Origin of the sequence: Microbispora amethystogenes, assembly GCF_016863015.1 — a bacterium.
Taxonomy (GTDB): Bacteria; Actinomycetota; Actinomycetes; order Streptosporangiales; family Streptosporangiaceae; genus Microbispora; species Microbispora amethystogenes.
This window is the reverse complement of sequence record NZ_BOOB01000026.1, coordinates 1-21,623: the sequence shown is the minus strand read 5'-3', so window position 1 is coordinate 21,623 and position 21,623 is coordinate 1. Positions and strand designations below refer to the sequence as shown.

The 21,623-nt window shown below is 70.5% G+C and carries 22 protein-coding genes; 8 read left to right on the top strand and 14 right to left on the bottom strand.

Annotated features, from left to right (window positions below; translation table 11 throughout):
• Window positions 1-70 precede the first annotated feature (70 nt).
• Window positions 71-1,399 (top strand): MATE family efflux transporter, encoded by a 1,329-nt coding sequence (locus tag Mam01_RS18040; protein WP_204286477.1) that lies wholly within the window; start codon window positions 71-73, stop codon window positions 1,397-1,399.
• Window position 1,400: 1 nt separating this feature from the next.
• On the opposite strand, the gene Mam01_RS18035 is transcribed toward Mam01_RS18040, so the two are convergent.
• From Mam01_RS18035 to rpsF, 7 genes are all read right to left on the bottom strand, one after another.
• Window positions 1,401-2,144: an amino acid ABC transporter ATP-binding protein gene (locus Mam01_RS18035; protein WP_204286476.1), complete on the bottom strand. Its 744-nt coding sequence runs from the start codon at window positions 2,142-2,144 to the stop codon at window positions 1,401-1,403.
• Window positions 2,141-3,076, bottom strand: coding sequence for an amino acid ABC transporter permease (locus Mam01_RS18030; protein WP_204286475.1), 936 nt, complete (start codon window positions 3,074-3,076; stop codon window positions 2,141-2,143). Before Mam01_RS18030 ends, Mam01_RS18035 begins: the two co-directional genes overlap by 4 nt.
• Window positions 3,073-3,960, bottom strand: a complete 888-nt coding sequence (locus Mam01_RS18025) for an ABC transporter substrate-binding protein (protein ID WP_204286474.1) — start codon at window positions 3,958-3,960, stop codon at window positions 3,073-3,075. The genes Mam01_RS18030 and Mam01_RS18025 overlap by 4 nt, the downstream gene beginning before the upstream one ends.
• A gap of 184 nt (window positions 3,961-4,144) precedes the next feature.
• A complete protein-coding gene (rplI, locus tag Mam01_RS18020; protein ID WP_204286473.1) occupies window positions 4,145-4,591 on the bottom strand; it encodes a 50S ribosomal protein L9 in 447 nt (148 codons plus the stop codon).
• A 17-nt stretch (window positions 4,592-4,608) separates the two neighbouring features.
• The gene (gene rpsR, locus Mam01_RS18015; protein WP_036324737.1) at window positions 4,609-4,845 is read right to left on the bottom strand and encodes a 30S ribosomal protein S18; all 237 of its coding nucleotides are present in this window, start codon (window positions 4,843-4,845) and stop codon (window positions 4,609-4,611) included.
• A gap of 110 nt (window positions 4,846-4,955) precedes the next feature.
• Window positions 4,956-5,504 (bottom strand): single-stranded DNA-binding protein, encoded by a 549-nt coding sequence (locus Mam01_RS18010; RefSeq protein WP_204286472.1) that lies wholly within the window; start codon window positions 5,502-5,504, stop codon window positions 4,956-4,958.
• Between the two features lie 91 nt (window positions 5,505-5,595).
• The gene (rpsF, locus tag Mam01_RS18005) at window positions 5,596-5,886 is read right to left on the bottom strand and encodes a 30S ribosomal protein S6 (RefSeq protein WP_117408411.1); all 291 of its coding nucleotides are present in this window, start codon (window positions 5,884-5,886) and stop codon (window positions 5,596-5,598) included.
• 180 nt (window positions 5,887-6,066) lie between these two features.
• Between rpsF and Mam01_RS18000 the strand changes: the two genes are divergently transcribed.
• Entirely contained in the window at window positions 6,067-6,399 is a 333-nt protein-coding gene (locus Mam01_RS18000; protein ID WP_150933506.1) for a hypothetical protein, read from the top strand.
• Window positions 6,400-6,489: 90 nt separating this feature from the next.
• Here the strand turns inward: Mam01_RS18000 and Mam01_RS17995 are convergent, their stop codons facing one another.
• Window positions 6,490-6,666 (bottom strand): hypothetical protein, encoded by a 177-nt coding sequence (locus Mam01_RS17995; protein ID WP_165900793.1) that lies wholly within the window; start codon window positions 6,664-6,666, stop codon window positions 6,490-6,492.
• Window positions 6,667-6,844: 178 nt separating this feature from the next.
• On the opposite strand from Mam01_RS17995, the gene Mam01_RS17990 reads away from it, so the two are divergent.
• Window positions 6,845-7,633, top strand: a complete 789-nt coding sequence (locus Mam01_RS17990; RefSeq protein WP_204286471.1) for a deoxyribonuclease IV — start codon at window positions 6,845-6,847, stop codon at window positions 7,631-7,633.
• A gap of 46 nt (window positions 7,634-7,679) precedes the next feature.
• Here Mam01_RS17990 and Mam01_RS17985 read toward each other — a convergent pair whose 3' ends face one another.
• The 4 genes from Mam01_RS17985 to Mam01_RS17970 all read right to left on the bottom strand — a co-directional run bounded on the left by Mam01_RS17985 (window position 7,680) and on the right by Mam01_RS17970 (window position 14,116).
• The gene (locus Mam01_RS17985; protein WP_204286470.1) at window positions 7,680-8,915 is read right to left on the bottom strand and encodes a glycosyltransferase 87 family protein; all 1,236 of its coding nucleotides are present in this window, start codon (window positions 8,913-8,915) and stop codon (window positions 7,680-7,682) included.
• A gap of 124 nt (window positions 8,916-9,039) precedes the next feature.
• Window positions 9,040-10,440, bottom strand: coding sequence for a glycosyltransferase family 87 protein (locus tag Mam01_RS17980; RefSeq protein WP_204286469.1), 1,401 nt, complete (start codon window positions 10,438-10,440; stop codon window positions 9,040-9,042).
• 139 nt (window positions 10,441-10,579) lie between these two features.
• Window positions 10,580-13,648, bottom strand: a complete 3,069-nt coding sequence (locus tag Mam01_RS37365) for a transglycosylase domain-containing protein (RefSeq protein WP_204286468.1) — start codon at window positions 13,646-13,648, stop codon at window positions 10,580-10,582.
• Window positions 13,649-13,732: 84 nt separating this feature from the next.
• Window positions 13,733-14,116: a DUF5318 family protein gene (locus Mam01_RS17970; RefSeq protein ID WP_204286467.1), complete on the bottom strand. Its 384-nt coding sequence runs from the start codon at window positions 14,114-14,116 to the stop codon at window positions 13,733-13,735.
• A 125-nt stretch (window positions 14,117-14,241) separates the two neighbouring features.
• On the opposite strand from Mam01_RS17970, the gene Mam01_RS17965 reads away from it, so the two are divergent.
• Complete coding sequence (locus tag Mam01_RS17965) at window positions 14,242-14,880, top strand: PadR family transcriptional regulator (protein WP_150933512.1); 639 nt, start codon at window positions 14,242-14,244, stop codon at window positions 14,878-14,880.
• 13 nt (window positions 14,881-14,893) lie between these two features.
• Window positions 14,894-15,973, top strand: a complete 1,080-nt coding sequence (locus Mam01_RS17960) for an inositol-3-phosphate synthase (RefSeq protein ID WP_150933513.1) — start codon at window positions 14,894-14,896, stop codon at window positions 15,971-15,973.
• A 92-nt stretch (window positions 15,974-16,065) separates the two neighbouring features.
• On the opposite strand, the gene idi is transcribed toward Mam01_RS17960, so the two are convergent.
• Window positions 16,066-16,656, bottom strand: coding sequence for an isopentenyl-diphosphate Delta-isomerase (gene idi / locus Mam01_RS17955; RefSeq protein ID WP_204286466.1), 591 nt, complete (start codon window positions 16,654-16,656; stop codon window positions 16,066-16,068).
• Between the two features lie 101 nt (window positions 16,657-16,757).
• Here idi and Mam01_RS17950 point away from each other — a divergent pair, with 101 nt between their 5' ends.
• Complete coding sequence (locus Mam01_RS17950; protein WP_150933515.1) at window positions 16,758-18,056, top strand: MFS transporter; 1,299 nt, start codon at window positions 16,758-16,760, stop codon at window positions 18,054-18,056.
• Between the two features lie 47 nt (window positions 18,057-18,103).
• The gene (locus Mam01_RS17945) at window positions 18,104-19,348 is read left to right on the top strand and encodes an adenosylmethionine--8-amino-7-oxononanoate transaminase (protein WP_239101405.1); all 1,245 of its coding nucleotides are present in this window, start codon (window positions 18,104-18,106) and stop codon (window positions 19,346-19,348) included.
• 19 nt (window positions 19,349-19,367) lie between these two features.
• Here Mam01_RS17945 and Mam01_RS17940 read toward each other — a convergent pair whose 3' ends face one another.
• Window positions 19,368-20,804, bottom strand: coding sequence for a CCA tRNA nucleotidyltransferase (locus tag Mam01_RS17940; RefSeq protein WP_204286465.1), 1,437 nt, complete (start codon window positions 20,802-20,804; stop codon window positions 19,368-19,370).
• 143 nt (window positions 20,805-20,947) lie between these two features.
• Here Mam01_RS17940 and Mam01_RS17935 point away from each other — a divergent pair, with 143 nt between their 5' ends.
• Window positions 20,948-21,484 (top strand): aminoacyl-tRNA deacylase, encoded by a 537-nt coding sequence (locus tag Mam01_RS17935; RefSeq protein WP_204286464.1) that lies wholly within the window; start codon window positions 20,948-20,950, stop codon window positions 21,482-21,484.
• Window positions 21,485-21,623: the final 139 nt, after the last annotated feature.

Here is a 21,623-nt window from a genome sequence, read left to right as displayed (position 1 = left end):
GAGGAAAGAAAGTCGCAGACGGATTCGCGATGCCGGTCGAGCATCACCTCGTAAGCCGCAAAATAGGCTTATGTCCCTTACCCCCAGAACAGGACACGGACGCGCCCACGACAGGGAGATCCTGAGGCTCGCGATCCCGGCATTCGGGGCACTCGTGGCCGAGCCGCTCTTCCTGCTCACCGACTCCGTCATCGTCGGCCACCTCCCCGATCCTGCACTGGGCGCGCTCGGTGTGGCCAGCGCGGCACTGTCGGCTCTCGTCGGGCTGTGCGTGTTCCTCGCGTACGCCACCACGGCCGCGGTCGCGCGGAGGCTCGGGGCGGGGGACGTCAGGCAGGCGATGCGCCAGGGGATGGACGGCCTGTGGCTGGCCGCGATCATCGGCCTGGCCGTCGGTGTGGCGTGCTGGCCTCTTGCTCCGTTTATCGTACACCTGTTCGGAGCAGTGGGCCAGCTCGCCACGGAGGCCGTCACCTACCTGCGCATCAGCCTCATCGGCGTCCCCGCGATGCTGCTGGTCTTCGCCGGCACCGGCGTGCTGCGCGGGATGCAGGACACGCGCACGCCGCTCGTGGTCTCCGTGGCGTCCTTCGCCCTGAACGGTCTGCTCAACGCCTGGTTCGTGCTCGGGCTCGGCTGGGGGCTCGCCGGGTCGGCCTGGGGCACGGTGCTCGCCCAGGCCCTCGCGGCGGCGGCCTATCTCGTGATGGTCGTGCGCGCCGCCCGCGCGCACGGCGCCTCGCTGCTGCCCGACCTCGCGGGGCTGCGCGCCGCCGGAACGGCCGGGCTCGCCCTGGTCGTCCGTACGGCGTGCCTGCAGGCGGTGCTGCTCGTCGCCGCGGCGATCGCCACCCGCATGGGTGACGAGCGGATCGCCGCGCACACGATCGCGACCCGGATCTGGACGTTCCTCGCCTTCGCCCTCGACGCCATCGCGATCGCCGGTCAGGCCATCACCGGCCGGGCGCTGGGCGCGGGAGACACCTCGGGCACCCGCGCGGCGACCCGGCGCATGCTGATCTGGGGGGTCGCCTGCGGCGTGGTGTTCGGGGCCCTCGTGCTGGCCGCCCGGCCGCTGGTCCCGGCCCTGTTCGACGCGCGGGGCGAGGCCGCGGCCGAGCTGCTGGCCGTGCTGTGGCCGGTGGCCCTCCTCCAGCCCGTCGCGGGTGTCGTGTTCGTGCTGGACGGCGTGCTGATCGGCGCCGGCGACCAGCGCTACCTCGCCCACGCCGGGCTGTGGACGACGCTGGCCTTCCTGCCGTTCGCCATGGTCGCGGACACGCTGGTCGCCCTGTGGCTCGCGCTCGGCGCCTGGATGGCCGCCCGGCTGGTCACGCTCGGCGTCCGCGCGTACGGCACCGCCTGGATGGTCACCGGCACCTCGCGGACGGCGACCTGACTCACATGCGGCGGGCCTCCAGCACCCGCTGGAGGAACGCGCGGGTGCGGGGGTGCCGGGGCTCGGTGAAGATCTGCCCGGGCGGGCCGCTCTCCAGCAGCACGCCGCCTTCGAGGAAGCAGACCTTGTCGGCGATGTCCCGGGCGAAGCCCATCTCGTGGGTGGCCAGGATCATGGTCATCCCGGTGTCCTTGAGCTCGCGGATGATCCCCAGCACCTCGGTGACCAGCGTCGGGTCGAGCGCGGAGGTCACCTCGTCGAGCAGCAGCAGGCGCGGGCCGGTCGCGACCGCGCGGATCACGGCGACGCGCTGCTGCTGCCCGCCGGACAACCGGTCGGGATACTCGTCCGCCTTGCCGGCCAGCCCGAACCTGTCCAGGAGCTCGCGCGCCCGCGCCTCGGCCTCCTCCGCCCGTACGCCGTGGACCCTGCGCGGCGCGAGCGTGATGTTCTCCAGCACGGTCATGTGCGGGAACAGGTTGTAGGCCTGGAACACCATGCCGATGCGGCGGCGGACGTCGTCCGCGTCGGCCCGCGGGTCCGTGATCTCCGTCCCGTCCAGGTGGATCGCACCGTCGTCGATGGTTTCCAGCAGGTTGACGCAGCGCAGCAGCGTCGACTTGCCCGAGCCGGACGCCCCGATCAGGCAGACCACCTCGTGCGGGGCGACCTCCAGGTCGATTCCGCGCAGCACGCTCTGCCCGTGGTAGTGCTTCCAGACGCCCTCGATCGTGAGCAGGCTCATGCCGTGCCGCCTCCCGCTTGGCGCCGGGCGACCCGCGCGGCGAGATGGTCGGTGAGCCGCGCCATCGGCACGGTCAGCGCGATGAACAGCAGCGCGGCGGCGAGATAGGGCGTGTAGTTGAAGTCGTAGGAGGCGTGGATGTAAGCCTGCCGCAGCGCCTCCAGCGGCCCGAGCACGGCCACCAGGGCGGTGTCCTTCTGCAGCGACACGAAGTCGTTGAGCAGCGGCGGGACCACCCGGCGGACGGCCTGGGGCAGCACCACGTAGCGCATGGTCTGGCCGTGGCTCAGGGCCAGCGACCGCGCCGCCGCCCGCTGGCTCGGGTGCACCGACTCGATCCCCGCCCGGAACACCTCCGCGACGTACGCTCCGTAGGACAGGACGAGCGCGATGATGCCGAGCGTGACGGGGTCGCTCGGCGCGCCCTGCAACTGGAGCGCCGGGATGCCGAACCCGACCAGATAGATGAGCAGGATGGTCGGGATGCCGCGGAAGACGTCGGTGTAGAGCACGGCGAGCGCGCGCAGCGGGAAGAACACCGGCGAGCGCAGGCCGCGCACCAGCGCGACGAGAAGGCCCACCACCAGGATGAACGCCTCGGCGATGAGGAAGATCTTGATGTTGAGCAGGAACCCGCGCAGCACGTCGGGCAGGGCGGCGACGAACGCCTCGGGGCTGAGGAAGGTCTCCTGGACGCGAGGCCACCCCGGCGACTTGGTGATCCCGACGACCAGGGCGACCACCACGACGATGGTGGAGGCGGTGGCGATGGACACCGACCGCCGCCCGCGGGCGCGCAGCTCCGCCTCCCGGCGAAGCTGCCGCTCGCTCTTCACCCACTCCGGCGGATCGCCCGGCCCGGCCGGATCGCGATCGGGATCGTCCTCCCAGCCGGGCGGCCCGTACGGCGCCGCCGCGTGCCCGTCGGTCACTTGAGCTCCGGCGCGCCCGCGGCGGCGGTCAGCCACTCGCCCTCGATCTTCGCCAGCTCACCGGAGCTCCGAAGCTCGCCGAGCGCCTTGTCGACGCAGCTCACCAGGGAGCTGCCCTTCTGGAACAGCAGGCCGAACTCCTCCGGCTCGCCGCCGGTCGCGGCGAACTGGCCGACGATCTTCGAGCCCTTGACCTGCGCAGCCGTGACGTAGAAGGCGGTGGGCAGGTCGACGACGATGGCGTCGATCTGCTTGTTCTTCAGCGCCGTGATCGCGTCGACCTGCTGGTTGAACACGCTCGGGTCCTCGGCCGGCTGGATGACCGACCGTACGGCCTGCAGCGCGGTGGTGGCCGCCTGCACCCCGATCTTGGCGTCCTTGAGATCGGCGAGGCTGGTGGCGGAAGCGTACTTGCCGCTTTCCAGGGCGACCACGCCCTGCTTGACCGTGTAGTAGCCCTGGCTGAAGTCGACGGCCTTGGCCCGCTCGGGGGTGATGGAGATCTGGTTGACGTCGAAGTCGAACTGCTTGGGCCCGGGGGCGAACGACGAGTCGAACGGCACGACCGTCCACGCGACCTCGTCCCGGGTAAAGCCCAGTTGCCCGGCCACCGCGTAGGCGACGGCACTCTCGAACCCCTGGCCGCTGGAAGGGTCGTCGTTCTTGAACCACGGCTCGTACGCCGGCTTGTCCGTGCCGACGGTGAGCTTGCCGGGGGTGGTGAGCTTCAGGCTCTCCTTGGCGCAGGCGTCGGCGCCCGTGGAGGCACCCGCCGACGTGCCCGCCGAAGAGCTCGCGGTGGTGGAGGCGTCGTTCGCCGGGGCGCAGGCGGCGGCCGCCAGCGTGAGGGCGCCTGACGCCAGCAGGAGAGAGGGACGGCGCATCACAGCCTCCATCAGAGGGTCTTTCCACGAAATCCGTTGAAACGGATGGGACGATACTAGCGTTCCGCATAACCCCCCTTTACCTGGGGATATCGCGGACATCCAGGCCCTCCGGAACGGCCGGGACGACGAAGGGCCCCTCTCCGCGGACGGAGAAGGGCCCTCGACGGACGTGCTGCGGGTGTCAGCCCGCGACCACCTCGACATCGATGGTGGCGGCGACCTCCGGGTGCAGCCGGACGCTCACCTTATGGGTGCCGACGCTCTTGATCGCGTTGCCGATCTCGATGCGGCGGCGGTCGAGCTGGGGACCGCCGGCGGCCTTGACGGCGTCGGCGATGTCACCGGTCGTGACCGAGCCGAACAGCCGGCCGGACTCGCCGGCGCGGACCTTCAGCTTGACCTTGAGCGCGCCGAGCTGGCCGGCGACCTCCTTGGCGGAGCCGAGGTCGCGGATCTCGCGGGAGGCGCGTGCCTTCTTCAGCGAGGCGACCTGCGACTCGGCGCCGCGGGTCCAGCGGATGGCGAAGCCACGGGGAATGAGGTAGTTGCGGCCGTAGCCGTCCTTGACCTCGACAACGTCGCCGGGAGCGCCGAGCCCGGAGACCTCATTGGTGAGAATGAGCTTCATGTCCTGGGTCTCCCTTCTCAGCGCGCGGTGCTCGTGTACGGCAGCAGGGCCATCTCACGAGCGTTCTTGATAGCGGTGGCCACGTCGCGCTGGTGCTGGGTGCAGTTGCCCGTCACCCGGCGGGCACGGATCTTGCCGCGGTCGGAGATGAACTTCCGCAGCAGCGCCGTGTCCTTGTAGTCGACGTAGGAGATCTTGTCGTGACAGAAGAGGCAAACCTTCTTTTTCGGCTTGCGCACTGCCGGCTTCGCCATCGTGGTGCTCCTTTCAGAGCCCCGCGTTTCGCGGGAATGGTCGCTCGGTTGTGTTTACGGTGAGTGGGACCGGAAGGCCCGGGACCGGGTCGTTCCCGAAGGTCGTTTCCCTAGAAGGGCGGTTCGTCGCTGAAGTCGCCGCCGAAGCCGCCGCCACCCTGGGGAGCGCCGCCGAAACCGCCACCGCCCCCTCCGCCGGAGCCGTAGCCACCCTGCGGAGCGGGAGACGCGGACGCCCACGGGTCGTTGGCCGGGCCGCCGCCGAAGCCCCCGCCGCCGCTTCCGCCCTGGCGCGAGGTCTTGTTGACCTTCGCCGTCGCGTTGCGGAGCGAGGGGCCGACCTCGTCGACCTCGACCTCGTAGACCGTGCGCTTCTCGCCTTCCTTGGTCTCGTACGAACGCTGGCGCAGCCGTCCCTGCACGATCACCCGCATGCCGCGCTGGAGGCTCTCGGCGACGTTCTCCGCCGCCTGCCGCCAGACGTTGCAGGTGAGGAACAGGCCCTCGCCGTCTTTCCACTCGTTGGTCTGCTTGTCCAGGAACCTCGGAGTGGACGCGATGCGGAACCGGGCCACGGCCTGCCCCGTCGGGGTGAAGCGCAGCTCCGGGTCGTCGACAAGATTGCCGACAATGGTGATCTGTGTGTCGCCTGCTGCCATCGGTCGCTTTCGCCTTCCTATCCCGTCAGCTGAGCCGTCAAGGGCTCAGAGTACGGCTCGGGCCCGACAAACCGCCGGGCTTCGGAGCCGTCTAGTGCAGCTCGGGGCGGATGACCTTGGTGCGGAGAATGCCCTCGTTCAGGTTGAGCTGGCGGTCCAGCTCCTTCACGGTGGCGGGCTCGGCGGTCAGGTCGACCACCGCGTAGATGCCCTCGGACTTCTTCTCGATGTCGTAGGACAGGCGGCGACGGCCCCAGACGTCGACCTTCTCCACGCTTCCGCCGTCATTGCGGACGACGGCGAGGAACTGGTCGAGCGACGGCTGCACGGTGCGCTCGTCGAGGGACGGGTCGAGGATGACCATCATCTCGTAGCGACGCATGTGTTATCCAACCTCCTCTGGACTCTTGCGGTCACGACACCTTGCCGTGACAGGAGGACCCTGCGCGATGCCGGGCGGTCAGCCGCCCGCGCTGTGTCAGACGCAGTCGAACAAGGCTACCAGCCCCTTGGCCGTGAGCCGGACGGAGAGCGAAACTGGAGGTCAGAGGGGGGAGGCGTGATGCCACGTGTCATCGGCCGGGGAAAGAGGCGCCCCGTTCGCCTGACGCTGAACACCGACGGGCGGCCGCACCCGCGGGAGAACGCGATGACGATCGCCACGCTCGCGTGTGGTCTGGTGGCGTTCGTCACGGGGTTCGTCGTGCGGGCGCACATGGTCGCGTCATGGGTCGGCGCGGCCGGGTTCTGGGGCGGCCTCTACGCGCAGTTCGTCTCGTCGACCAGCAGGCAACGAGCACTGATCATCGTGGGGATCGTGGGGTCGTTCGTCGGCGCGGCGCTGGGGATCGCGCACGGCGGGTTCTTCCCACGCGGGTTCACCCTGCGCAACTGACCACTGCGCAAGAGAACCCCGCGCGATCGAACCCTGTCGAACTCTGCGCGACGGGCTCGTCTCCGCGGCGCCGCTCCGACCGGGTATGCCTCAGCCGCCGATGTGCAGGTCGACGCCGAGGAGCACGAGGAACCACAGGAAGACCGCGATCAGGGCCTGGGCGACCTGCTTGATGAGGGTGGGGGTGATGTAGTGGTGGATCCAGGCCACGTAGAGGCCGACGAGGATGTAGATGAGAAGGATGAAGCTGCCTAAGCGATATCTCATGCTCGTCTCCCTGACGAAGTAGGATCGGCGCGCGGGTCTCAGGGCGCGTGACACGCGACTTCCCCTGCGTGCTCTCTTGAAACAGCACGCCCTCTTGAAACGCTCTTGGAGAGCGCCTACAGTTCGCCCTCCGCGTCCGGCAGCCGCTCACCAGGCACGCATGTGTTGGAGGACCTCCATGGACAGCCACAGCGCCGGCCCGCGGATCGGGGCCCACGTCGACCAGGACGACCCGCTGGCGCACGCGGCGGCCCGCGACGCCGAGGTGGTGCAGTTCTTCCTCGGCGACCCGCAGGGCTGGAAGAGCCCCGTGCTCCCGGCCACGGCCGACGCCCTGCGCGCGTCGGACGTCGACGTCTACGTGCACGCGCCGTACGTCATCAACGTGGCGACCGCGAACAACCGCATCCGCATCCCGAGCCGCAAGCTCCTGGACGCGCACCTCAAGGCGGCGGCGTCGATCGGCGCCAAGGGGCTGATCGTCCACGGCGGGCACGTCAACGCGGGCGACGACCCGCAGACCGGGTTCGACAACTGGCGCAAGGTCTTCGAGCGCACCGAGTGCCCGATTCCCGTCCTGATCGAGAACACCGCGGGCGGCGGCAACGCGATGGCGCGCCGGCTGGAGCGGATCGCCCGGCTGTGGGACGCCGCGACGGCGGGGGCGCCGGACGCGTCGATGGTCGGTTTCTGCCTCGACACCTGCCACTTCCACGCGGGCGGCGAGGAGCTCGCGGGGCTGGTGGAGCGGGTGAAGGCGATCACCGGCCGGATCGACCTCGTGCACTGCAACGACTCGCGGGACGCGTTCGACTCGGGCGCCGACCGGCACGCCAACCTCGGCGCCGGCCGGATCGACCCCGAGCTGATCCTCGCGGTCTGCCGCGCGGCCGGCGCGCCGATCGTGGTCGAGACACCGTTCGAGGGTCAGGCCGAGGACATCGCGTTCCTGCGCAAACACCTGTAGAGAACGGCCGTCCACAGCCTGTGGATAAATCTGCGGATTGCGAAGCTCAGAAAACGGGTAGAGCTTCTGGAACGTCCTGCTCGTTCTTCGCCGGCTTCGGCCTGCGCGTGGCCCGCCACAGCTGCACGTACGACGTGACCGCCGCGGCCAGGAAGACCAGGTTCCGGAGGGTCAGCACCACGGTGCCGGGCAGCGCGCCCTCCCAGCTGTAGTCCTGCTCCACCCAGGGATACATGATCCCGGTGAGCAGGGCGGCGACCACGACGAGCCAGGCGGCCGGCCGCTGCGTCGGGCCCGGCTCCGTGCGCCGCACCGACAGGAGGACGGCGGCGACGCCGATCACCCAGACGAAGTACTGCGGCGACAGCACCCGGCTCGTGACGACCAGGAACAGCACGGTGGTGAGCGCGGCGTCGTAGTAGGAGCGCGGGCTCGGAGCGGCGCGCAGCCACCACACCCCGATCAGCACGAGCGCCGCGGGCGTGGCCGCCAGGCTCACCCAGATCGCGGTGTCCACGCCGGGGCCCACGGCCTCCATCGAGCCGTGCTGGTAGGTGGTGAAGCCGTCCCACCACCCGACGGCCCGGGCGAGCGCGAACGGCGTCGCGGCGAGCGACTCGATCTGCAGCCCCCGCTCCTGCTGCGCGGTCAGGAAGTCGAGCGCGTGCGGCAGGGTCAGCGCGGCCATGCCGCAGCCGGCCACCGCGACGACGATCGTGGAGCCGGTGGCGGTCAGCAGTTCACGCCACCGCCGCAGGCCGGTGAGCAGCGCGACCGGCCACACCTTGACGATGAGCCCGACGCCGATCAGCGCCCCGCGCACCACCGGGTGCGCCGAGGCCGTCAGCGCCAGCACCGCCACCAGGGTGACCATCAGGTCGTACCGGCCGAGGAGCACCGGCCCGAGCAGGGCCGCGCCGATGGTCCACGCCCACGGGCCGGTGCGGCCTCCGCCGCGCGGGGAGCGCGAGAACCGCCACACCAGGAACAGGATCGCGAGGTCGCACAGTAGGGACAGCAGATAGAAGGCGACGTGATACTCGAACGGCAGCAGCCTGGGGAGGAGCATCGGCAGCGCCGCGAACGGCGGATACTGCCACTTGTCGTCCCCCGAGGGGAACTCCCCGCGCGCCAGGACGTCCGACCAGCCCTGGTAGAGGGTGACGTCGTTGCTGAACGAGTCGCCGTGGCCGGTCGGGATGGTCTGGGTCGCGACGAGGAACAGCCCCGCCCGGGTCACCGTCCACACGAGCAGCAGAAGCCATGGCGGCCTCCGGCGCATCACCGTCTCCTCCCCGTTCGCCGCACGCTTGCGAGCGACGTTACGCGAAGCCCGCGCGCGCGTCTCCCGGGGACGTCCGGAGAGGGCTCGCACGGGCCGCGAAATCCGATGAAAGATTCATGACTCAGACCGGTTCGGGCTGCGCCTCTCCGCCCCGTTCCTCCGGTCCGCCACGCTCCTCGCTCCCGCCCCGGGAGAGGAACGCGCGGCGCAGTACGAAACGGTCCTCGGCCTGGTCGAACGGGCCGCCGGACGGATCGTCCACATCCCCCTGCCGGACGACGTCGTGTTCGGGGCGCAGGATCTCCCAGACCACCAGCCCCATGAGAACGAGGATGGTCAGCAGCCGGGCCCAGACCGACAGGAAGTACGGGTCGTCGCCGATGCCGAGCGAGGCCTGGTCGGGGATCTGGGTGATCAGGTAGAGCCAGATCGAGAAGAAGTACCAGCACTCGGCCACCTGCCAGGCGGCGAGGGCCCCCCACCTCGGCCTGGCCAGCACCGCGAACGGCACCAGCCACAGGACGTACTGCGGCGACCAGACCTTGTTGGTGATCATGAAGGCGGCCAGGGCCAGGAAGCACAGCTGCATCAGGCGCGGCCGTCGCGGCGCGACGAGGGCGAGCACGGCCACTCCCAGCAGCAGCACCGCCAGCGCCGCCATGGCCATCGTGTTCAGCTTCTCGGAGTCCCCGAGGAAGGCCAGGAACTCGGGCCGGTCGTGGCCGAACCACTGCGTCTTCTGGAAGAAGAACCACAGGCCGCCCCAGTCGGCGCCGCGCTCGCTGCTGAAGGCGTAGAACCGCTGCCAGCCCTCGAAGTTGACCATCATGATCGGCACGTTGACCAGCAGCCAGGCGCCCGCCGCTCCAGCGACGGTCTTCAGGAACGGCACCCACCTGGCCGTACGCAGGGTGAGCAGGAACAACGCGCCGAAGAACATCAGCGGATAGAACTTCGTGGCCACGGAGAGGGCCAGCAGCACGCCGGCCAGCCACGGCCGGTTCCGGGCCCAGGCCAGCAGGCCGCCCAGCGCGAGCGCGCCCGCGGCGAGGTCCCAGTTAATGTACGCGCAGAGGATGACGGCCGGGCCGATGGCGTACCACAGGGCGTCCCAGGGGCGGCGGCCCGCGAGCGCGGCCGTCAGCAGCACGCCCGCGACCAGCGCAAGACCCATCAGGACCACGGTGACGTCGTAGAACACGACCCCGTCGCCGCCGGCGAGACGCCGGGCGAACTCCATGATCCCGCCGATGCCGACCGGATATTCGACCGGGTAGTCGACGTACGGGACCTTGCCCTCGTTGAGCTTCTCCGCCCAGAACAGCGGATAGATGTCGGTGTAGCAGAAGTGCGTGTACTGCCCGATTCCGCCGTCCCAGGCGCCGCCGAACCGGCAGGGATACTTCCACAGATAGGCGAGGACGGCGCCGAGTCCCGCGAGGAGCCCGAGAGGCAGGTACGGCACCGTTCGCGCGGCGACCCCGGGCATCGGGGCGGAGTCGTTCGTGGTCCGGGTCGTCATGGTGGGTATTGCACCATCGAACGCCGTGAGTTGGCGACTCCGGCGAGTCGAGGGGGCCCGCGGCGTGTCGCCGCGGGCCCTCTCGTCACGGTCTCAGGGACGTCCCGGGCTCATGGTCTCGGGACGACCCGGGACGGGATCAGGGACTGGTCCCGGACTGCGGCACGGGCGCCGACGCCGGGGCGCTGCCGCCGTCGGCCGGAGCGCCCTGTCCCCCCGGTCCTCCCGGCGGCCCCCCTTGTCCGGGGCCGTCCTCGCCGAGGTCGAGACCCACGCCGTCGTCGCCACCACCGGCGCCGCCGTCACAGGACAGGTCGCCGGGCAGACAGGAGCCGTCGCCGCCGCTGCCGTCGCCGCCGCCGTTCGGGAAGTCGGTCGGCATGTCGTTGGGGAACCCGCCGCCGCCGTCCTCCGGGCTGGGAGACGGGGTGGGCGTCGGGCTCGGCACGATGTTCTCCGGGCTGCCCATGCCGGCCTTCGCCGGGAACTGCTCGACGGGCTTGCCCTCGTGCGCCGCGACCATGAAGTCGTGCCAGATGTGCGTCGGGGCGTCGGCGCCCTCGAAGCCCAGCGACACCTCCTTGACGCGGGTGTACGGGTTGTTCCCGTTGTACTTCGGGTGCTCCTTGCCGTTCGGCGTGATCGGGCAGTTGGAGTAGCGCGGCTGCACGATCTTGCCGCTCTTGGTCACGCACTGCTCGCGGTACATGCCGACCGCGGTCACCAGCTGCGGCGTGTAGCCGACGAACCAGGCTTCCTTCTCGTCGTTGTTGGTGCCGGTCTTGCCGGCGGCGGGGCGCCCGATGGGACCCCAGCGGCTGGCCGTACCGGACTTGATGACCTGCTCCATGGCGTAGGTCGCGTCGGCCGCGGCCTCCGGCGAGATCACCTGCTTGACCTCGCGGGCCTCGGTCAGCACGACGGTGTTGCCCTGCTTGACCTCTTTGATCACGTGGTAGTCGACGTGCTTGCCCGCGTTGGCGAAGATCGAGTAGCCGGCCGCCTGCTCCACCGGCGTGACGCCGACGCTGCCGATCGCGAGCTGGTAGCCGTGCCCGCTCTGGCCGCCGACGCCGTTCTTGTCCTCCTCCAGCGCCCGCTTGCTGATGCCGGCCGCCTCGGTGAGCGACCGCAGGTCGTCCAGCTGGCCGGGCAGCTTGAACGCCATCGAGGCGAACGCCGTGTTGATCGAGTGCGCGGTCGCGTAGATCACGTCGATCGACGCGGGCACGGAGTGCCCGTTCGTGATCGGAGTGGTGCCGGGCAGGGTCTTCGGCATCGTCTCCTTGCCGGGGACGTAGCTGTTGAGGCTGTAGCCCGCGTCGAGCCAGGCGGCCAGCACGTACGGCTTGAACGCCGAGGCCGCCTGCTTCCTGGAGTCGAAGGGCTCGTTCCAGGTCTCGTTGAGGTAGTTGCTGCCGCCGTAGAACGCGATCACCCGGCCGTTCGTCGGGTCCACGGCCGCAAGGCCGGTGTGGAACTCCTTCGACATCGACGACGTGGTGTTCAGGACCGCCTTCTTCGCGGCCTGCATGAGCTTCTTGTCGAAGGTGGTGTAGATCTTGTAGCCGCCGCTCTCGATCTGCTCGCGGCTGAGCTTGCGGCCCTCCAGCTCGTGCAGCGCCTGGCTGAGCATGTAGCCCTTGAGCCCGCTGAACTCCTGCGGATTCTTCTGCGGCTTCGGCTTGGGGAACTTCGCGGTCAGCACATCCGGATACTTGGGCTTGCCGTCCTTGTCCGTCATCAGGGACATGCCGGTGAGGACGTACTTGAAGCGCTCCTCGGTGCCCGCGTAGTTGCCGTCGGCCTCGGCCTTGTCGAAGTTGCTCGGCTGCTGGATGCGCCCGGCCAGGTAGGCCCCCTGCGCCACGGTCAGCTTCTTGGCGGGCACGTTGAAGAACTCGCGCGCCGCCGCCTCGATGCCGTAGGTGTTGCGGCCGAACGGCACCGTGTTCAGGTAGTACTCGAGGACCTTGTTCTTCGACCAGTCCTTGTCGAGCCGGACCGCGATGAAGATCTCCTTCACCTTGCGCTTGATGGTCTGCTCGGTGCTGAGGCCGTTGAAGTAGTTGCGGGCCATCTGCTGGGTGATGGTCGAACCGCCCTGCGTCTGCTGGCCCGTGGCGGTCATCCAGACCGACCGGGTGAGGCCGGCGATGTCGATGCCGCCGTCCTCCCAGAACGAGCGGTTCTCCGCCGCCACCACCGCGTCCTGGACGTGCTGCGGCACCTGGTCGATGGTGACCGCCACCCGCTTGGTGCCGAGGCGGGCCAGCACCGAGCCGTCGCGGTAGTAGAAGGTGCTGCCCTGGGCCTTGGCCGTCTCCTGCGCGTCGTGCTCGGAGGGCAGATCCGTGTTGGCGTAGGCGACCGCGATCATGCCGAAGAGGCCGGCGCACAGCACGGTGAGGCTGGCGAGGAGGATCTTCCAGCTCGGGACGAACCGCTTCCAGCCCGTACGGCGGGGCTTGTCGTTCTCCTCGAAGTCGTCGTCGTCGAAGTCGCGCGGGTCACGCGGACCACGTCCTCCCGGACCACCGGGCCCACCCGGTCCCCCCGGACCACCGGGGCCTCCAGGGCCGCCGGGCCCGCGTCCGCCGCGGCCGGGCGGCCTGCGGCGCCTTCCGCCGGTCTGGCCGCCGGTCTGCATCGACTCGGTGGGCTGCCCCTCGGCGTCGCGACGGGGGCCGCCCGCCGGCATGCCCAGCGCCTGGGTGCGCTCGTCGGCGCCCGGAGCCCCCGGCCGTCCCGGACCTCCCGGACCACCGGGGCCGGCCGGACCACCGAAACCGCCGGGGCCACCCGGGCCTCCGACGCCGGGACCGCCGGGGCCCTGGGCGCCGTAGCGCGGGTCGCGGCCTCCCGGCGGGCGGCCGCCGCCCACGGGACCCCGCGGACCCTGTGCGGGGCCGTGTGGTTGACCCTGTGGCGAAGGCGGCACCGCGCCCATGGCGGCCGTGTCCTCGAAGGCCGCCGCCTCACGGCGGCGGGGGTCCTGCTCGGGGCGGGGCGGCTGCGGCGCGGGCCCCTGGCCGCGTTGCCGCGGCGGGGCGGGTTCGCCGTATTCGCCCCCGTGGTCGCCATAGGCGCCGTACTCGTCGGATTCCCGGGGCGAGCGACGGCGGCGCCCAGGGCGGGATGATCCACCGGAGCCCGAGGCGTCCTCGGGGCGGCCGGACGATTCCGGTCCGTAGCTGCTGTAAGTCACACGTCCTCGTCAGATGTTCTCGGGAAACTGATCGACGTCGGCCGGCAGGCCGGGAGCGTTCCTCCTGGAAAGGTGGAGGTCGCCCTACAGGGAAGGGCCCGGGGGATCGGCTGTTCCGTGGACGAACGACACCGCCAGGTGGTTCCAGGTACAACCTTGGCAGACCTCCCCCACGCAGACCCGGGATTCGCCGTATTCCCGGGCCGTCGCGGCGCGCTCCGCCCTCCCCCTGGCCCGTCCCGCCGCTCGTCCCCGTTCGGCCCCGTACACAGGTGTGACGTTGGTCACGTTCCTTCGCCCGCGCGTGGGGCAGATGCGAGGCATGGGCTCAGCGTGAGGCCGGGCCGCATGTGGGAGTGGAGGGCGGGCGTCCCAGAAGTCCCGCGCCCGCGTGCGATCGGCACGGACGGACCGTACGGCCGCCCGCCTGGCGAAGCCACGGGCCTCGACCGATCGCTGTGAGCACATGTGGCCAGATTACGGCCCTTTGCCAAATCTTGCCCAACTGTTGACCCGTTGCCATATATGACACCCCGACGTATCCTGCTGATGTATCGAGTCGATACATCGGTCGGACACAGGGGGTGGTTCCAGTGACGGGCTCTCGTGGAGGTGTGCTGGAGCTCGCCGTCCTGGGGTCGCTGCACGAAACACCCCTGCACGGTTACGAGCTGCGCAAACGGCTCAACACGCTGCTCGGCATGTTCCGTGCGTTCTCCTATGGCTCGCTGTATCCCTGCCTCAGGGGCCTGCTCAACGACGGGTTCATCGTCGAGGAGGAGCCCCCGCAGGACACGGTCCTCGGCCGCCGGTCGAAGATCGTCTACCGGCTGACGGCGGAGGGTAAGGAGCGCTTGCAGGAGCTGCTCAACCAGTCGGGCCCGTCCTCCTGGGAGGACGAGAGCTTCGGCATCCGCTTCGCCTTCTTCCGCCACACGGAAGCCGAGGTGCGGCTGCGCATCCTTGAGGGCCGCCGCAGCCGCCTGGAAGAACGCCTCGACCGCGTCCGCGAGGCTCTGTCCCGCACGAGAGAGCGACTGGACAGCTACACGCTGGAGCTCCAGCGCCACGGGCTGGAGTCGGTCGAGCGCGAGGTTCGCTGGCTGAACGAGCTGATCGACTCGGAACGGCGGAGCCGGTCGGCTCCCGGCGAGGGGGATCACCCCCGGGGTCCCGCGCAGGCCGTACAGGAAGAGACCCAGAGGGCGGACACGCCCGAGGCAGATAGGTAAAGGAGCGAGTGCTATGGGTTCGGTGCGCGTAGCCATCGTCGGTGTGGGCAACTGCGCCTCATCGCTGGTGCAGGGCGTCCACTACTACAGGGACGCGGATCCGGGCAGCCGTGTGCCGGGCCTCATGCACGTGCGGTTCGGTGACTACCACGTCGGTGACGTGGAGTTCGTCGCCGCCTTCGACGTGGACGCCAAGAAGGTCGGTCGCGACCTGTCGGAGGCCATCGTCGCCTCCGAGAACAACACGATCAAGATCTGTGACGTGCCGCCGCTCGGCGTCACCGTGCAGCGTGGTCCCACCTTCGACGGGCTGGGCGAGTACTACCGCGAGATCATCGAGGAGTCCGACGAGCAGCCGGTGGACGTCGTCCAGGCGCTCAAGGACGCCCGGGTGGACGTGCTCGTCTCCTACCTGCCGGTGGGCTCGGAGGAGGCCGACCGCTTCTACGCGCAGTGCGCGATCGACGCCAAGGTCGCCTTCGTCAACGCGCTGCCGGTCTTCATCGCCTCCGACCCCGAGTGGGCCGCGAAGTTCACCGAGGCCGGCGTGCCGATCGTGGGCGACGACATCAAGTCGCAGGTCGGCGCCACGATCACGCACCGCGTGCTGGCCAAGCTGTTCGAGGACCGCGGAGTGGAGCTGCTGCGCACCTACCAGCTCAACTTCGGCGGGAACATGGACTTCATGAACATGCTGGAGCGCAGCCGCCTCCAGTCCAAGAAGATCTCCAAGACACAGTCGGTCACCTCGCAGATCCCGCACGAGATGGGGAAGGCCGACGTCCACATCGGCCCGTCGGACCACGTGCCGTGGCTGGACGACCGCAAGTGGGCCTACGTCCGCCTGGAGGGCAGGTCGTTCGGCGACACCCCGCTGAACCTGGAGTACAAGCTCGAGGTCTGGGACTCGCCCAACTCGGCCGGCATCATCATCGACGCGGTCCGCGCGGCCAAGATCGCCCTGGACCGGGGCATCGGCGGCCCGCTGCTGTCGCCCTCGTCGTACTTCATGAAGTCGCCGCCGGAGCAGTACTCCGACGACGCCGCCCGCGAGGCCGTCGAGAAGTTCATCCGGGGCGAGAACGAGCGCTGACGGGCTCTTCTCCCCGTGTCCCGCCCCGGTTCCGTGTCGGACCGGGGCGGTGGTCTTCCCAGGGCACGTTCCTTGGCTCAGGCGACCGTGACTCAGGAAACGGGGAGCGCGGCCGGCGGCAGGGCGGCCGGGTCGGCCACCGGCCAGGCCAGCGGGTCCGGCCCGAGCGCGACGAGCTGCGGCACCTGCTCCCGGGCCCAGGGCGAGATGTCCAGCTCTCCGCTCAGCACACCGGCCGCGAAGCTCGCCCAGGGCTCCCAGCGGACCTCGCCGACCTCCTCGGCGTTGGGCACGGCCTCTCCCGTCACCACCGCCCGGTAGACCGGGCACAGCTCGTGCTCGACCATCCCGTTGTCCATGACCGCGCGGTAGGCGAAGCGCGGCAGGATCAGGTCGACGGACTCGACGACCAGCCCCAGCTCGAACTCCAGGCGGCGGACCACCGCCGACGACAGCGGCTCCCCGGGCAGCGGGTGGCCACAGCAGCTGTTGGTCCACGCGTCGGGCCAGGTCAGCTTGTGGCCCGCCCGCCGCGACAGCAGCACCCGGCCCTGCCGGTCGAAGACATAACTGGAGAACGCCAGGTGCAGCGGAGTGTCCGCGCCGTGGACGGTGGACTTGGGAGCGGTGCCGATCGGGTTGCCCTCGACGTCGACAAGCACGACATGTTCCGGTGAGGTCACCGTCAGAGAGTACGGTGTCAGGCTGTCGCCGGTCAGTGGCAGGGGGTTTTATCGGGGTTGATCCTGATGCCTCTCGGAGATCGTCCGCGTAGGCTGTCGCCGTGTCCTACGTGTCCGATCTGCGGGTGGTCCTGCGGGGTCGCAACTTCCGGCGGCTCTTCGCCACAAGGCTCGTCTCGCAGTTCTCGGACGGGATCTTCCAGCTCGCCGTCGGCGGGTACGCCTTCTTCAGCCCGGAACGGCAGGCCAACGCCGCCGACATCGCGGCGGGCCTCGCCGTGCTGCTCCTGCCGTACAGCGTGCTCGGGCCCTTCGTCGGGGTGTTCATCGACCGCTGGTCGCGGCGGCAGATCCTCGTGATCGCGCCGATCGTGCGCGGGACGCTGCTGGTGCTGGCCGCCTGCCTCGTCGCGGCGGGCACCTCCGACGTCGTCTTCTACGTGGCGGCGCTCGGCGTGCTCGCGGTCAACCGCTTCTTCCTGGCGGCCCTTGGCGCGTCGCTGCCCCACGTCGTGCCGGGCGACCAGCTGATGATGGCCAACGCGGTGACGCCCACCTCCGGCACGGTCGCGACGTTCGTCGGGATGGGCACGGCCATGGCGCTCCGCACCGTCGCCGGATCGGACGACCGGGGCGTGGCGGTGCTGCTGATCTGTTCCGGCGTCGTCTTCGGGCTGAGCGCGCTGATCGCCCGGACGATGGAGCGCTCCCTGCTCGGCCCCGCGTACGACCCGGACCGCCCGCAGGCCCGCGAGGCCGTACGGCACGTGCTGACCGGGCTGGTGGACGGCGCGCGGCACGTCGCGCACCGCCGGCCGGCGGCGGCCGCCCTGACCGGCATGGCCGCCCACCGTCTCATGTTCGGCATCTCGACGGCGGCGGTGGTCCTCATCTACCGCTACTCGTTCACCACCGACCCCGACGACGCGCTGAAGGGCATCGCGCTCGTGCTGGGCGCCGTCGGCGCCGGGAGCTTCGCCGCGGTGCTGGTCACCCCGTGGGCCACCGAACGCGTCCGCATCGAGACCTGGGTCCCGGCCATGCTGGTCACCTGCGGAATCCTGGAGTTCGCGCTGTGCGTGACGTTCCGCGAGTGGGGGTTCCTCGGCGCCGGGTTCGTGATCGGCATCGCGGGACAGAGCGTGAAGATCTGCGCGGACACCGTCGTGCAGCGCGACGTCGAGGACGCCTACCTCGGCCGCGCCTTCTCGGTGTACGACATGCTGTTCAACGGCATGACGGTGCTCGGCGCGGTGCTGGCGGCGGCTCTGCTGCCCCATGACGGCAGGTCCTACCCGGCGCTCGGCGTGATCGCCGCCGGCTACGTGCTCGGCGCGGTGGTCTACCGCGTGGTCCTCCCCTCCTCCACCCCCCGCCACCCCGTCGCCGCCTCCGATTGACACCCGCAACCGGCCCGCGGCGTCGGTGGTCGCGTAGGGTCCGGGGCGTGGAGGCTGAGGAGATCTCGCGGCTGGATCGGGAGCATGTCTGGCATCCGTACGCGGCGGTGCCGCCGGGGGCGCCGGCGCAGGTGGTCCGGGGGGCTCACGGCGTGCGGCTCACTCTCGGCGACGGGCGGGAGGTCGTCGACGGCATGTCGTCCTGGTGGGCGGCGATCCACGGGTACAACCATCCCCGGCTGAACCAGGCCGCCCGCGACCAGCTCGACGATATGGCGCACGTGATGTTCGGCGGCCTCACGCACGAGCCCGCCGTACGGCTCGCGAAGCGGCTGGCGGAGCTGACCGGGCTGGACCGGGTGTTCCTGGCCGACTCCGGCTCGGTGGCGGTCGAGGTGGCGATCAAGATGGCCCTGCAGGCCGCGGGACCCGGGCGGACCAGGCTGTTCACGGTCAGGGGCGGCTACCACGGCGACACGTTCGGCGCGATGGCGGTGTGCGACCCGGTGAACGGCATGCACCACCTGTTCTCCGGCGTGCTCCCTCGGCACGTCTTCGCTCCGCTTCCGCCCGCCGGGTACGGCACGCCGCCCGACGAGGCGTACCTGGCGGAGCTGTCGGCGCTGGTCACGGCGCACGCGGCGGAGCTGGCGGCGATCATCGTCGAGCCGGTCGTGCAGGGCGCCGGTGGCATGCGCTTCTACCATCCCGCCTATCTGCGGCGGCTGCGTGAGCTGGCCGACGAACACGGCGTCCTGCTCGTCGCCGACGAGATCGCGACGGGTTTCGGCCGCACCGGCGAGCTGTTCGGCTGCGACCACGCCGGGATCCGGCCGGACATCATGTGCCTCGGCAAGGCGCTCACCGGCGGATACCTCACCCTGGCGGCCACCCTGTGCACGGCGCGGGTGGCCGACGCGGTCGGCGTGCTGATGCACGGGCCGACCTTCATGGGCAACCCGCTCGCCGCCGCGGTCGCGGGCGCCTCACTCGACCTGCTCGCCGAGCGTCCCTGGCGGGAGGAGGTCAAGCGGATCGAGGCCGGGCTCCTCGACGGCCTCGCCCCGGCCGCCGGCCACCCCGGCGTACGGGACGTGCGGGTCCTCGGCGCGATCGGGGTGATCGAGATGCGCGATCCCGTCGACGTGCCGCGCGTCCAGGACGTCGTGCTGCGGCACGGCGTGTGGCTCCGGCCGTTCGGCCGGCTGATCTACACGATGCCGCCGTACGCCTGCGAGCCCGGCGACATCGCCGCGATCACCCGCGCCATGGTCGCCGCCGCCACAAGCTGAACGCCGCGGTGAACCGAGCTCAGGACAGGAGACCGTTCTCGCGGGCCCAGGTGCGCAGGGCCTCCCCGGCCGCCTCCTTGCCGATCAGGCCGTGGTCCATGCGGATCTCCAGCAGGTGCTTGTACGCCCGGCCGACGACCGGGCCGGGCGGCACGCCGAGGATCTCCTGGATCTCGTTGCCGTCCAGCTCGGGCCGGATCTTGGCGAGCTCCTCCTCCTCGGCCAGCCGGGCGATGCGCACCTCCAGCTGGTCGTAGGTGCGCGACAGGGCCTGCGCCTTGCGCCTGTTGCGGGTGGTGCAGTCGGCCCTGGTCAGCTTGTGCAGGCCGGACAGCAGGTGCCCGGCGTCGCGGACGTAGCGGCGCACGGCGCTGTCGGTCCACTCTCCCGTGCCGTACCCGTGGAAACGCAGGTGCAGCTCCACGAGCTTGGACACGTCGGCCACCACGTCCTTGGGGAACCTGAGCTCGGTCAGCCGCTTCTTGGCCATCTGCGCCCCGACCACCTCGTGGTGGTGGAACGACACCCGGCCCCCCGGCTCGTTGCGGCGGGTCTTCGGCTTGCCGATGTCGTGCAGCAGGGCGGCCCACCGCAGCACGCGGTCCGGCCCGGCCGTCTCCAGCCCGATCGCCTGCTCCAGCACGATCAGCGTGTGCTCGTAGACGTCCTTGTGCCGGTGGTGCTCGTCGATCTCCAGCCGCAGCTTCGGCAGCTCGGGCAGCACGTGCGCGGCGAGCCCGGTGTCCACGAGCAGCGTGAGGCCGGCCCTCGGGTGCGTGCCGCAGACCAGCTTGTCGAGTTCGTCGCGGATGCGCTCGGCCGAGACGATCTCGATGCGGCCGGCCATCGCGGTCATGGCCTCGACCACCTCGGGGGCGACCGCGAACCCGAGCTGCGCGGCGAAGCGCGCGGCGCGCAGCATCCGCAGCGGGTCGTCGTCGAACGACTGCTCCGGGGCGCCGGGCGTGCGCAGCACCTTGGCGGCGAGGTCGGGCAGCCCGCCGTACGGGTCGACGAACTCGTGGCCGGGCAGGCGGACCGCCATCGCGTTGACCGCGAAGTCGCGGCGGGCGAGGTCGCCGTCGAGCGAATCGCCGTACATCACGTCCGGCTTGCGGGAGGCCGGGTCGTACGACTCGCTGCGGTAGGTGGTGATCTCCAGGAGCCAGCCGCCCTTGCGGACGCCGACCGTGCCGAACTCGATCCCGATCGTCCAGACGGCGTCGGCCCAGTCCTTGACGATCTCCAGCACCCGGTCGGGCCTGGCGTCCGTCGTCAGGTCGATGTCCTTGCCCACGCGGCCCAGGAAGACGTCGCGGACGGATCCGCCGACCAGGGCCAGCTCGTGTCCCCGGGCCGCGAACAGCTCGCCGAGCTCGTCGGCGACCGGGGCGATCCGGCGGAACAGTTCGTTCACGGCGTGCTGCTGGCTGTCGCTCAGATTTGAAACGGACAAGGCTGGGTAGGTCCTTCGGTCACGGAACAGAGACTCTCCCCCGATGGCCCAGGTGCCGGAGTGTCACCCAGGGGGAGACACGCCTAGCGATCACCAGGCCACGGACGGTTCGGGGGCGCTGGACGACGCAAGGAGCACAAGAGATGAAAGACGCTCTCGCGATTCACCGCTGGCTCCTCGCCCACCAGATCCACCATGAGATCGTACGTCTTCCGCGTCCGTTGACTTGCGCCGACGAGCTGCCCGAGGTCCTGGGGGTGGCCCCCGAGACCTGCCTGTGCGTGTCGCTGTTCGAGGTGACCGCGCGGGCGGGCACCCAGGCGGTGGCCGTGGTGAGCACGGTCGGCCGCTCTCCCGCGCCCGCGGCGGTGGCCTCCCTGCTGCGTACCCCCAGGGTACGCCCCGCCTCGTCCTTCACGGTGAACTCGGCGACCGACTACGCCGACGGGCTGGTCTGCCCGCTGCTGCTGCCCGACGAGCTGACCGTGCTGGTGGACCAGCGGCTGCGGGACCGCCTCGATCCCGACGAGGTCGTCCACACCGCGACGGGCGAGCGCCGCACCGCGTTGCGGCTGCGCGCGATCCACCTGTTCGACCTGGTCGCGGCCAAGGCCGTGGACATCAGGACGATCCCCCGGAGGGGCGTGGCGAGCCTCGCGAGTCCTATGCGGACCGCTTAGGCCATAGCATTCTGGGCGTGCGCCGTTCCTCACCGCTGGCCCGCACATGATTCGCAAGGCCGCACTGCTGACCCTGCTGACCGCCCTGCTCGCGTCCCCCGCGGGCATGGCCGGTACGGCTGCCGCCGTACCGGCGGGG